At 61.8% G+C, this 12,003-nt stretch carries 11 protein-coding genes and 3 pseudogenes; 6 read left to right on the top strand and 8 right to left on the bottom strand.

Annotation, left to right across the window (positions count from 1 at the left end):
* Positions 1-16: 16 nt before the first annotated feature.
* From AC0L3L_RS35590 to tnpC, 4 genes and pseudogenes are all read right to left on the bottom strand, one after another.
* Positions 17-349: a UPF0149 family protein gene (locus AC0L3L_RS35590; RefSeq protein ID WP_473641983.1), complete on the bottom strand. Its 333-nt coding sequence runs from the start codon at positions 347-349 to the stop codon at positions 17-19.
* Positions 346-513: a transposase domain-containing protein gene (locus tag AC0L3L_RS35585; RefSeq protein ID WP_473641986.1), complete on the bottom strand. Its 168-nt coding sequence runs from the start codon at positions 511-513 to the stop codon at positions 346-348. The genes AC0L3L_RS35590 and AC0L3L_RS35585 overlap by 4 nt, the downstream gene beginning before the upstream one ends.
* Before the next feature lie 72 nt (positions 514-585).
* Positions 586-783: pseudogene (locus tag AC0L3L_RS35580) on the bottom strand (IS66 family transposase); the annotation flags it as partial.
* A gap of 34 nt (positions 784-817) precedes the next feature.
* Positions 818-1,726: pseudogene (gene tnpC, locus AC0L3L_RS35575) on the bottom strand (IS66 family transposase); the annotation flags it as partial.
* A 51-nt stretch (positions 1,727-1,777) separates the two neighbouring features.
* On the opposite strand from tnpC, the gene AC0L3L_RS35570 reads away from it, so the two are divergent.
* Complete coding sequence (locus tag AC0L3L_RS35570) at positions 1,778-1,900, top strand: hypothetical protein (RefSeq protein ID WP_473641988.1); 123 nt, start codon at positions 1,778-1,780, stop codon at positions 1,898-1,900.
* A gap of 119 nt (positions 1,901-2,019) precedes the next feature.
* Here AC0L3L_RS35570 and tnpB read toward each other — a convergent pair whose 3' ends face one another.
* The gene (tnpB, locus tag AC0L3L_RS35565; RefSeq protein WP_473641981.1) at positions 2,020-2,802 is read right to left on the bottom strand and encodes an IS66 family insertion sequence element accessory protein TnpB; all 783 of its coding nucleotides are present in this window, start codon (positions 2,800-2,802) and stop codon (positions 2,020-2,022) included.
* A gap of 403 nt (positions 2,803-3,205) precedes the next feature.
* Between tnpB and AC0L3L_RS35560 the strand changes: the two genes are divergently transcribed.
* The 4 genes and pseudogenes from AC0L3L_RS35560 (at position 3,206) to AC0L3L_RS35545 (ending at position 8,318) form a co-directional block, all read left to right on the top strand.
* Positions 3,206-4,051 carry a RidA family protein gene (locus AC0L3L_RS35560; protein WP_473641979.1) on the top strand — a complete coding sequence of 282 codons (846 nt, stop codon included), beginning with the start codon at positions 3,206-3,208 and terminating at the stop codon, positions 4,049-4,051.
* 153 nt (positions 4,052-4,204) lie between these two features.
* Complete coding sequence (locus AC0L3L_RS35555) at positions 4,205-4,432, top strand: hypothetical protein (protein ID WP_473641978.1); 228 nt, start codon at positions 4,205-4,207, stop codon at positions 4,430-4,432.
* A 187-nt stretch (positions 4,433-4,619) separates the two neighbouring features.
* Positions 4,620-6,257, top strand: a pseudogene (locus tag AC0L3L_RS35550) (N,N-dimethylformamidase beta subunit family domain-containing protein).
* A gap of 405 nt (positions 6,258-6,662) precedes the next feature.
* Positions 6,663-8,318 carry an MFS transporter gene (locus tag AC0L3L_RS35545; RefSeq protein WP_473641976.1) on the top strand — a complete coding sequence of 552 codons (1,656 nt, stop codon included), beginning with the start codon at positions 6,663-6,665 and terminating at the stop codon, positions 8,316-8,318.
* 454 nt (positions 8,319-8,772) lie between these two features.
* Here the strand turns inward: AC0L3L_RS35545 and AC0L3L_RS35540 are convergent, their stop codons facing one another.
* Entirely contained in the window at positions 8,773-9,258 is a 486-nt protein-coding gene (locus AC0L3L_RS35540; RefSeq protein ID WP_473641984.1) for an arginase family protein, read from the bottom strand.
* A gap of 25 nt (positions 9,259-9,283) precedes the next feature.
* Positions 9,284-9,688 carry an arginase family protein gene (locus AC0L3L_RS35535; RefSeq protein WP_473641974.1) on the bottom strand — a complete coding sequence of 135 codons (405 nt, stop codon included), beginning with the start codon at positions 9,686-9,688 and terminating at the stop codon, positions 9,284-9,286.
* 550 nt (positions 9,689-10,238) lie between these two features.
* On the opposite strand from AC0L3L_RS35535, the gene AC0L3L_RS35530 reads away from it, so the two are divergent.
* Positions 10,239-10,478: a hypothetical protein gene (locus AC0L3L_RS35530; RefSeq protein WP_473641972.1), complete on the top strand. Its 240-nt coding sequence runs from the start codon at positions 10,239-10,241 to the stop codon at positions 10,476-10,478.
* An 840-nt stretch (positions 10,479-11,318) separates the two neighbouring features.
* On the opposite strand, the gene AC0L3L_RS35525 is transcribed toward AC0L3L_RS35530, so the two are convergent.
* Positions 11,319-11,582, bottom strand: coding sequence for a hypothetical protein (locus AC0L3L_RS35525; RefSeq protein ID WP_473641970.1), 264 nt, complete (start codon positions 11,580-11,582; stop codon positions 11,319-11,321).
* Between the last annotated feature and the right edge of the window lie 421 nt (positions 11,583-12,003).

The following is a 12,003-nucleotide window of genomic DNA, read 5'->3' as shown; positions in this document are numbered from 1 at the left end:
AATCACTGTCCCGTAATTACTGAAATCGCTGTCCGCGAATTAGCGGAATCGGTGTCCGCGAATTTCTGAAACACGCAAACAGCGTCTCGTTGATCCGGTTGTGGATCCTGGCGACGCTGGCAAACACGGCGTGATCGGTTGCAGAGCCTTTGGCCAGGACGTCGCGCGGCAACCCCATGACCGGGCACATCCAGTCTTGCGGGTCCGCGAACCGCGGCCCGGTGACTGCCGCCGTTACGAAGCCATCCAGCGCCGACATGGTCCGCACCAGCGGGCGGGGGTTGGTCTTGGCGGCCATCCAGGCCTCCAGCGCCTGGTCTGACAGCGCCATGTCATCGATCGCGCTCATGCTGCCAGGGGGAGCGGCATCTCGTGGCGGCGCACCCAGTTCCATGGCATCAGCTCGTCCCAGCGCGAGGCTGGCCAGTCGTTCTGGATGCGCTCGGTGACATCGGCCATGTAGGCTTCGGCATCGACGCCGCAGAGCTTGCAGGTCTCAATGATGCTGAGCACGACAGCTGACCGCTCTGCCGCGGCGAAGCTGCCCGAGAAAAGCCAATTGCGCCTGCCGACCGTAAATCCACGAATGGCGCGCTCCGCGATCAGGTTGTCGGGCTCGAGCTGGCCATCGTAGAGGAAGCGGTTGAACGCGCGCCATCGCTTGGCGCCATAGGCGAAGGCCTTCGCGATATCGGCATGGCGCGACAAACCCTTGCCCTGGCGCATGAGCTGTCGTCGCAGCGCGCGCACCAGTGGTCGGGTCCGCCTTCGTCGTGCGGCCAATCGCTCGGCGGGCGGGAGCCCCCGTATCTCTTCCTCGATCCCGGTAGATCGCCTGGATACCGGCCATGGCCGTCGTGCTGAGCTCGGTCGGCTGGCTGTCGTGAACGTCGAATATCTTGCGACGCAGATGGGCCAGGCAGGCGGCTTCTCGAATGGCGCCGCCCTTGTAGATCTGGTTATAGCCGCTGAAACCGTCGGCCTGTAGCGTGCCGGCAAATCCCGCGAGCTCGGTCATCACACTCTCGCCGGCGCGGCCCATGGTGGCGCGATACCAGGCGATCGGCGGCTCCTGCGAACCCGAATTGCGGTCGTCGGCGACGTAAACCCAGAGCGCGCCCTTGTGCGTCGTTCCGGTGCTGGGCGCCAGGATCGGAAGCCGCGTGTCGTCGGTGTGAATCTTGGTGCGGGTACGGCCGAACTCACGGAGGCGACTGTAGATCGGATCGAGCAAGGCGGCAGCGTAGCCGGCGCTACGCGCAAGCGTGGATCGCTCGATATCGACGCCCTTGGCTGCCATCATCTGTGCCTGACGGTAGAAGGGCAGATGATAACCCCACTTCGCCATCATGATATGGGCGAGCGCGGCATAGCTGAGCTTGCCGCGTGCAATGGCCTTAACTGGTGCGGGCGCCTGGATGATTTTATCGCAGGTCCGGCAGCTGTACTTGGGTCGAACGGTCTCGATCACCTGCCAGGCCTGGGCGACCAGATCGAGCATCTCGTCGCTATCTTCGCCCATGGCGCGCAGATCGCCGCCGCAGCCCGGGCAGCATGCGCAAGACGGCTCGCGAACGACCCGCTTGCGCGGCAGGTTGGGATTGAGCTTGCGCACCGGCAACACCCGAACCTTGTCGGTGTCGGCGACGATGGGCAGCTCGAAATCGGCCACACTGGCGGCAAAATCGGTCTCGAGATCTTCGAGTTCGAGCAGCATCTGGCCCAGCTTCTCGGACGAGCGGCCGAAGGTCTTGCGGTTGAAGCGATCGATCCGCAGTTGCAGGCGCTGGATGCGAAGTGCGGCCTCGGCGCGCTCTCTTCGAAGCTGCTCATCACGTTCGGCGATGGTGATGTCACGGGCAGAATCGGCCGCGATCCGGGCGAGGAAATCAGCGGTTGAGATAGCTTGTTCCGACACCCAAATTACATACCCGAAAGACCTCCAATACGAATTACATACCCGAAAGACCTCCGTTACGAAAGCAAAATCGACACAAAATCAACAAGAAACGAGCAAAATCAGCCCGCCAGACGCGGCCGATAAGTCTTGCTCGGCCGGCGCCAGTCGATCCCCTCCAGAAGCAGCGAAAGCTGCGCCTTGGTGAGCGACACGGAGACTTGCTCCTTGGTGGTTGGCCAGGCAAAACAACCATCGGTAAGCCGCTTGGTCAACAGGCAGAACCCCTGGTCGTCATGCGCCAGAATCTTGATCATATGGCCCTTGCGTCCACGGAAGCAGAAGATCGCGCCAGTGTGCGGGTCGAGCGCGAGCACCTGCTGCACCATCCGCGCCAGGCTGTTGATCCCGCGACGCATATCGGTCGCGCCGCAGCACAAGTAAATCCGGTCGGTCGGCACCACCGTGATCACCTGGTCAACTCCGACAGGACGATACGCAGCGCTGTCGGATCGACGGTCCCGTCGATCCGCAATCGCGCGCCGCTCGGAGGCCACGACGATCTTGCCGGCCGGGTCCGGGCAATCGGCGACGGGGTGTTCGACCTCGGGCAGATCGCTCACCTCGATCCGCGCGAAGGTTGCCACCGCCTGGTCGGCATCGAGCTCGCCGCCGGCCATCTGCTTGCGCCACGCATAGAGCTGTGACGGAGCTACGCCGAACGCTTCCGCGACCTCCGATACCGACGAGCCCGCCGCGCTCGCCAGGTCGACCAACGCGCGCTTCTCGGTGCAACTCCACAGCCTCCGTTGCCGCGCGCGGCCGGGCATCGTTGCACCATCTTCAGCCGCCGCGGCGCCGCTGATCTCGGCGACCACATCGCCCTCTGCATGTTCCAATGTCATGGCCCGAAAAATCCATGTTCATCGGCCTATTGCAAGGTGCCTTGGTGCACCGCTTACCCGTATTCGTGAACGGCTTGGTTGGTTTGCGATGGAACGCGCGAACGCGGGACTGGATATCCCCCGGCAAATGTCATCTCCTTGGCGTCGGCCGAAGCGCTGTCGCGCCGAGTGAATCCTCGTCACGCAAACCTTCCAGCAGTGCTGAACCGGGACAGGGCGATCTGCCTTTAAGAGCCATTTTGGAACCACGTCAAAACGGGCGCGCGACAGTCCCAGGGGGCATGCGTAGCTCCGGTGATTTCATAACGAAGCGCCGATAAACATAACGCCTGCCATCTATTCAAGTTCTTCTGCCTTGACTAGCTAAGCTAAAGTGCAGGCTTGCAGGAAGTGAAATAAGGACATGACGGAACGTACCATCTGGCATCTGCCGATCGCGCAAACCCACCATTTGTCCGGCAGTTCAGGCGTGTTGAGCTTCGTGGGCGGCGCGGGTGACTTCGACGCAGCCGGACGCGTTCGCAATCCCGGCGACATCGACAGGCAGATCGAGGGCGCGATGGCGAACGTGGCGGACGCGCTCGCCACCGAATCGTGCACCCTCGACGACGTGGTGCGGATCAAGGCGCATTACACCGCTGAATGCGACGACTGGGAGGTAATCGCGGCAGTGGCCTGCTTCTTCAAGTCGGATCCCATGCCCGTGATAAGCACGGTGCCAGAGCCCTCGCAGCCCTTCTCCGGCCAGACGATCCAGATCCAGGTCATTGCGCAGCGCGGTTGGCGGACGCACTCTGACGTCCGGGCGGTGCCGCGCCCGGTGCCGCCCGCGAGACGGGCTCTCTTCGGCGGCCGGACAGTAAGCGGCGGTCTGCGAGCGGGCGAGTTCATCGCCCTAACCAACCGCACTGCGGAGGACGCTGAAGGTGCGGTGCGCCATCCCGACGATGCCGTGGCCCAGAGTCACTTCATCATGGAGAAACACGCCGACACGCTGGCCGCGCTCGGCGCCTCCTTCCAGGACTGCGTCAAGATGGAGGGCTATTACTTCGGCACCACTCACGAGGACTGGGCGCCGCTTGCGAAGGCGCGAGCTAGCCATTTTCGCGAGCCGGGGCCGGTCGCAACGGTGGTTCCCTGCCACCGCCTCAACCCAAAGGCGGCCCTGACCAAAATTGAGCTCATGGCGATGCGCGAGCTGCGGAACGGCTACGACAAATACATCCCCCGCGAGGACCATTGGCCTTAACGGGTATGGGACTGGTCGATCCCTCTGCCCTACCGCCAAGCCATTGGGCTGCGCAATACGGTGTGGCTTGGCGGCCAGGTTCCCGCGTGTCCCTACGAGAACAAAGGACGGACCGTCCTGAATGGTCAGCTCATGCCACAGACCCGCTTTACCATGAGCTATATTGAGGACCTCCTGCGCCCCTTCGGCCGGTCGCCTACGGACTTGAAGCTGATGGTCTGCTATTTCACTTCGACTGGAACGGAGGCCGAGACGGTCGCTTTCGTCAAGACGCTCGCCGATTGCGTGGGTGGGGCGCTACCGCCTATGACGCTCGTACCGAAGCCCATGATGCACTCCCTCAAGAAAACCGTGGAGATTTGGGGCGTGGCGCAGGGCTGAGGCGGAGTTGAAATGCGAGGCTACGCGTATTTGGGAACGGTCATGACTTAGTTTGGAAGGGCAGCGATGTGCACAACGTCGACTCCTGGGAATGGGACATCCGCTCCGATGGCTGCGGCCTTGAACTCTTGGGGCAATCGCTCTCCGATTAAAACGGATGACTGATACAACGTTGGGTTCTACCATCATGACACAGCTTCCAAAGGATTTCCCGGATTTCGGGCTGACGCGTGAGCAGCGGCAGCTGGCCGTGCGCAGCTACTATTACGAGCGGCCCGGCATGGACGGGGCGCGCGGCGAGATCTGGTGCTACAGCGACCGTTTTTCGTACCGGCGGGGCGATACGGTGCGACTGCAGGTGAGTTCGACAGCGCCCGCCTTTGCCCTCGAGATCGTGCGCGACGGCGCAACCGAGACGAAGCTTCTCGAACGGAGCGGTATCGCCGCGCGCTGGCAGGACACGCCTGAGCAGTGCTCCGTCGAGGGCTGCGGCTGGGAAACGGCCTTCGAGTTCCGCATCGGCGACGACTGGCCGTCCGGCGGCTATCGCATCACATTGACGGCGAAGGGTCGCGCCGGCGAGCCGATCCGCTGTCATCATCTCGTGATCGTATTGCCGCAGACGGGCCGTAAACCGGGACGCATCCTGCAGGTGGCGGCGACCGGAACTTGGCTCGCGTACAACACCTGGGGCGGCTCCAACCACTGCGAAGGCATCACCGGGCCGAACCACGACCAGTATTCGCCTCTCGTGTCGACGCAGCGTCCCCGGGGCCGGGGCTTTGTCGTGCTGCCGCCCGAAGCGCCACGCGTGCCGCTGGAGACGGCGATGCCGCCCATGACCGTGCCGCGCCGTCCTCACCAGGAATGGGCCTACGCCACCGGCCATTCGAAGAAATACGCATCCGCCGGCTGGGCAAGCCACGACAGCCATTTCTTCCGCTTCGCCGAGCGCGCCGGCTACGATGTCGATCTCGCCGGCCAGCACGAGTTGCACTTCTCGCCGGAGATCCTGCTCGACTATGATTGCGTCGTGATCGTCGGCCATGACGAGTACTGGACCTGGGAAATGCGCGACGCGGTGGACGCCTTCGTCGACAAGGGCGGCCAAGTGGCGCGGTTCGCCGGCAACTTCATGTGGCAGACCCGGCTGGAGGACGAGGGCCGCCGGCAGGTCTGCTACAAGTACCGGGCGCGCGCTGAGGACCCGGTGTACAGAAGTGGCGACGTACGCCGCGCGACCAAATCGTGGGAAGCGCCGGAGATCGGCCGCCCCGGCTGCAAGATCTTCGGCCTTAACGGCCCGGATGGCGTCTATGCCGGGCCGGAGCGGCTTAGCGCCGCGGGGCGTGCGCGGCTTTCCGGTCTATCGGCCGGACCACTGGGCCTTCGCCAAGACCGGACTTTTTTATGGTGACCTGCTCGGCGACGAGAGCCGCATCTATGGTTACGAGGTCGATGGGTTGGACTATGAGATCCGCAACGGCCTGCCCTACCTCGCCGACGAGCGGTGCGGCCGATGGGCTCGAAATCCTTGCTGTCGGCGTGGCCATTTTGGTCGAGGAGAACGCTGACATGGCTACCGAAGACCACGTCTTCAGCGACGGGGACGGCCGTTTCGTCGCCGAGACGCTGTTCGGCGGCAAGTGACGCCAATCTCGAAAAGATCAAGCGTGGGAACGGGATGATCGTCAGCTTCAACCGCGGCAGGGGCGAGGTATTCCATGCCGGGAGTTGCGAATGGGTGGCAGGGCTTCTGAGGCGCGACGCCATGGTCGAAATCGTAACCCGCAATGTACTTAACCGCTATCTCGGCCGCGGGTAGAGGCTCGGGTGACTGTTCCGAACCAAAACACGGACGGCCGTTTGCCGAATACGAGGTTGATGGTGACGATGATCAAGGTCCCCTCACCGCCAGGATCGAAGGTGCGGTTTCCACGTCCGACACGTTTAATCTGTCGGACGAGGCACAGCGGGTGCTATGTGAAGTGAGGCAATCGAATGTCGATCGATACGCACATTGTCGGCGTGAATACTGGAAGAGGCGATTTGGCAGTCATATGCCTCATCCGATCTTCCTTCTCAGAAGAAGTATTGTTTTCGACCATAGAATAGTCGCGCAAAGACAGCATGTGGAATTTGGGAAGAGATGAACATGGTCCAGTCATCTGGTTCCGGTCGCGTGGAAAAGACCACGCGACAATAAAGGGAAGTTAAAGGCTTGGCGAAAATGAGTAGGGCGGCGGGCACAGAAGCGGATCCACTTTCGCCAGCGACATTTACGCCGCTCAAGAATCGAACCTTTCGTTCGATCTGGCTCGCCACGCAGGTTTCGAGTCTCGGCTGGCTGATGCAGACTGTGGCCGTCAGCTGGTTGATGGCTACGATCTCGACTTCCGATCTGATGGTTGCGCTGGTGCCGGCTTCATCGACGCTGCCCGCGTTCATCTTATCTGTCTTCGCCGGCGCTATCGCCGATAATTTCAGCCGTCGCAGGGTCATGTTCGCCGGCCGGTGCCTTATGGCGATAGCATCTGCGATGCTGACCGCATTTGTGGCGCTTGGCTTTGTCGACCCGTGGATGATCCTCGGCTTCAGCTTCTTGATCGCATGCGGCGGCGCTCTCAACGATCCCGCCTGGCAAGCCTCGGTTGGCGATATCGTGGACCGACGCGATGTTCCCGCTGCCGTCACCCTGCTCTCCGTCGGCTTCAACACTGTCCGGACCGTGGGCCCGGCGCTCGGCGGCATCGTAGTTGCCTCATTTGGGCTTCTGACGGCTTTCACCGTGACCACACTCAGCTACCTGGTACCATTGGTCACCATATGGCGCTGCAAATGGAAGGTTCGCTCCTCACCTCTCCCGCGTGAGCCGATGAGGACGGCGATCTATGACGGGCTGCGCTTCACCGCGATGTCGTCGGAAATCAAGGCGGCGATCGCCCGCGGAACCCTCTTTGGCCTGGCGAGTATCGCCATACTCGCGCTGCTGCCACTGGTTGTCCGCGATCAGTTGGGAGGAGGACCGCTCGCCTATGGCACGCTCATGGCCGGCTTCGGGACAGGCGCCGTCTTCGCCGGCATCTCCAATGGCACATTCAGACGGAGCTTGTCGCAAGAACGTCTGATGAAGCTCTCCTGCGTCGCCTGCGCGGCCTGCTCCCTCTCCCTTGCACTGACTTCCTCGATTGCGGTGGCCGCACTTGCGCTCGCCTTGGGCGGCGCGGGCTGGGTCACCGCCTGGTCCGGGGTTGGCGTCAGTGTGCAACTGGCAAGCCCGCGCTGGGTCGTGGGCCGCACCATATCGATTTACTATGCATTGATAGACGGCGGCATCGCGGCCGGCAGCTGGATATGGGGCACGGTGGCGCAGAACCATTCCCTGGCCTGGGCGCTGGAGGGTTCTGCTGGTGCTCTGTTGCTCGTCGCTGCAGCCGGTTTCCTGTTTCCCCTGCGCGAACGCCACGATTCCGAACCCGATCCTTTGGAGGCATTCGACGCCCCAGCTGTCGCGCTCAATTTGAAGCCGAGAAGCGGCCCGATCGTGGTCAAGGTCGAATATCTGATAGCCGAGAAAAATGTCGAGGCCTTCCTCGACCTCATGCGACAGCGCAGGCATGTCCACAGCCGCGTCGGTGCTCGGAATTGGACGCTCCAGCACAACCTGCAGAAGCCACTGCAATGGACAGAGACATTCCGCACGCCGACTTGGACGGACTACCTTCGCCTGAACCATCGCCTCACTGCTGCGGATAAGCGGCTGGACGAACGTGCTTTCCACTTGCACTCAGGAGAGCATCCACCTCAAATGACGCTTTCGATTGAGCGACCGACAAGCTTGGTCCGCAAACCCGAGCAAACAGTCCATTATTTTCCCCGCCATTAATCGAATATTGGCAAGCGCGGCCGCAGCGCAAAACGGTGACCAGAATAAGTTTAGCCATGGCCGAGGGGCGGTGCTTCTCCGTCCTTCTTCTAGTCTAAGTCTAGCACTGACCAGACGCGATCTCCAATGATTGATCTGGAAAGCTAGGCGGAACTCAAGTCCTTGGATGGTCACGAGATCCGGACGCGTTCCACAGGTTGGGAGCCGAATCTCACCGGTCCGCCGAAGCCGCAGACCACTCCATCGGCGATTGGAAGCTACTTGTCGAGCCCCCCTTGGATCGGAGCCCAGCATCCCTTTAGGAGCAAGAGCGTCGTTCGTCACGCTGGAAGCGGGACCACTGACGCTCCAGTTCAGCGGCACGTGCGGCCGAGTGGCTGGGAATCCTCGTGACCGCGCCTTTGATGGCGACGGATTCTCAATGCGAAGAATTCGGCGCGCCGATTCGGACGACTCAGCTCCTCGCCGCTTGGCGCACCGCGAGCCCCATCACGTTGACAAGGATGCGTCCCGCGAGCAGCGCCCCTTGCTTCTCGATGTCGCGCTCCGCAACGAATTCCACCAGGTTGAACGCCGCGATCCGCGCCTTTGCGGCGACGCCGTGCACGATGTCGAGCACCTGCCAGAAGGTGAGGCCTCCGGGCGCCGGGCTGATGACGGCGGGCATAATGGAGGGATCGAGCCCGTCACAGTCGAAGGCAAAGAGCACGTTCGAGCCTGCGGGCACAAGGTCGAGTATCGGCTGGATACCCTTGGCGAACTCCTCCCGCGCCGGAATGAGCATGGCGCCCCCTTTGCGCGCGTCCTCGACGTCGGAGTGTCCGCGCCCAGCCAATGCCGCGCTGGCCGATCCACATGCGGCATCTCGGAGGCCCGCCGCATGGTTGAGGACGCTCCCCAGCGCTCGCGCCCACCTCCTCGCGCCAGTCCATATGGGCATCGATCTGGACAATGGTGAGCTTGCCCTAATCGTGAAATGCCTCGATCACGGGAATGGGGATCGAATCATCGCCCCCGATGACGATCGGGACCGCCCCCTGCTCGAGCACCGCGCGGAGCGCGGAGCGGATGGCGATGCGGTTCGAGGCCCGGTCCTTCTCGTCATCGGGGAGGTCGCCGCAGTCCGCCGCCGACACCTTGCCGCCAGGGAAGATCGGGCCGCCGAGGTCGAAATCCACGTGCATGAGGTTGGCAGCGTTGGACGCGATGCCCTCGCGAATTGCCTTTGGTCCGCTGGCGCAATAGGGCCAGAACGCGGGATAAGCCGTCGCGCAGGGCGCGCCGATGATTGCGACCTTCGCATTGAGCTTCGTCAGGTCGTGGCCTTGGGCAGTCCCATGAAGGTCTCGGACTTGACCGCGCCGGACCAATCGGATCGGGCTGCCAGTCGGGGCTAGTGTTCATGAATTTCCCCTCTATTCCGATAACACTATTCAGACCACCTCACCGTTTCCGCGCCCGCACGAAAACCCGCGCCGGTCGCCGCGCACGTGATGCTAGCAGGTATGAAAATTATCCTGTGGTTTATCTGACAAATTTAGCCCGAGATGGGAAATGCGCGTAGCAACACACGTTATTCCCTGGGGCGAAGATTTATGATCTGAGGCGAGTTCCCCTCAGATCATCACCGTGCCCCGGAGGCGAAATCGCGAGCGCCAGACAACTCTCGTCATCCAATGATAGCCAGCCACGGCTATAAACGCGACTTCGCTGAGCATACACTCCAGCATCTCAAGGGCTTCGCTCAGCGGGTTTCCCGACTCGCACGCTGCAAGCTTGCCTTGATCGCCTGCGCATCGTCCTGGATACAGCCTGACTTCTGCGCGGCCCTTCTCCGCTCCCAGCCGATGACCTAGAGCCGCTGATCCAGGTCGACCAGCCCTCAATGATCTTCTGCATGCACTTCAGGCCAATGGACCATTGTTCCGAGAACTGCGCGCCCCAGCTCTGGATCAAATGCAGCAGGTGCGGGGTTTTGAAGCACCTCAGATCAATACAAATGCGCGAGCTGCGAAATTACCTGGAACCGACCAATGTTCGGACGGCGCAACGTTCGCCATTGGAGACATCCAGCTCCAGGGGAGCGCCGATTGGAAACGGGATTTCGTGTTCGACATCGCATCGCTCAGGCAATGTGCCGCGCGCATCAACGGACGTTGACATTCGCAAGGCCGTTACGGGCGATGCCGGCGGTGACGGGGAAACACTCAATCTTGAGCTTGTCGTTCCACGACCTGTCAGCCTTCGGCTCGAGCGCTTACTGAGTGCCGAGCTCGGTCTGCCGCGCTCCTGGCTCCGGGCGCTTTACGAGCACTCCAGACTCCATGTTGGTCCCGCCAGCCGGTCAGGCATGGTTAGCGCGCAACGCTCGACCCTCTGGACGAGCACGATCTCGCCGCATGGGAAGGAGCGCGGGCGGGACGGCGGCCGTTGCGCGGAGGTGGTATATGCCTCGTGGTCCTCCGGAGCGAATATCCACATCTCCATGCGAGGCCGTCGACAAACACCACCCAGCCGCCCTAATCGAACCTCTCCATGCCGGGCTTGGCAAGAAGCACAACGCGGGCCTCTTCCACGGGCCGGTACTCTATGCGGGCGTCGGCAAGAGCAGGGCAGCACGAGACGATCAACCCCGTAATCAAGCTCGCAACTTGACGAGCATCGATCAGAACCCTCAACCTGAACACTTGCAACGCCTAACCAAGCCGATCTTTGTCGAATTACGATCGCCGCCGCACAAAAAGACCTGGCCGAGCATAATGCTCCTTCACTTCCCTAATGCGTGATGGCGATTTTTTCTTGAATTCTTCCCTCGGAAAAAGAATGTGAACTCTCTGAGCCTCCGGTCTTAGCCGGCGACGCAGGCCTGGGGGGTGAGGCTACGCTGTATCGCGAAGCCTTTCAGAAATCATAGGCTGAAGCCGGTGTCGCCGTTTCTGCAGTGGTGCGATCTGTCGAGGCCGCCCGCTGGTCCGGCAGCCCCGCTCTTCGGGAGGAAGGCTACTTCTGAATCCAGGCGTTCCAGTGGTCGATCAGCATTTCCTGTTGGCGTTGACCCAATTGGGTCCGGAACCACCATTCGGAACTGATCTCCTCGGGGGACGGCATGTCGGCGCGCGCCTCCGCGCTCATGTACTTGAGCGCATCCTTGCTCGGCGGCACGCAGCAAACGGCTTGCCGACCGGTCTGCAGATTGTCGTGGCAAGGCACTCCGACGCGCTCGTCCTGCAAGCCCCAGCCGGGCTTTTGAGGCGCGACGGCCATTCAAAATGCTTATCTAATTTCATTTGCTGGCTGACAATCAAGTTGGCTGATGTCCACGACGGTGGCGCAGCAACACAGCAGCCAGCCCGCCTCCCGCGGACCCACCCGCACGAAATTATACCGAACAGCTTCTGCCCGCCTATTGATCCGGTGGCGGCAGGCACGCTTTCGGACCAGATGCACAGTTTAGGCGGGCGCTCCGAGGCCGAATAACAAATCGGGCCCGAACATAACCATCTGAAACTGTCATGAAAATCTGTTGTCCTACACTGTCTGCCTAGGTGAGGCAGCTGCCATGCTTAGCCTCCTTAGCTTCACTCGACACTTATCACTAGGTTTGGAAAATGCCTCCGACACAAGACGTTGCCAGCACGGTCGCCAAACTGACTTATGACGACTTGCCGGCACATGTCCGCGATAA

The organism is Mesorhizobium sp. WSM4849 (assembly GCF_055811385.1).
The sequence above is the reverse complement of the archived record's forward strand: the minus strand, read 5'-3'. Positions and strand labels throughout refer to the sequence as shown.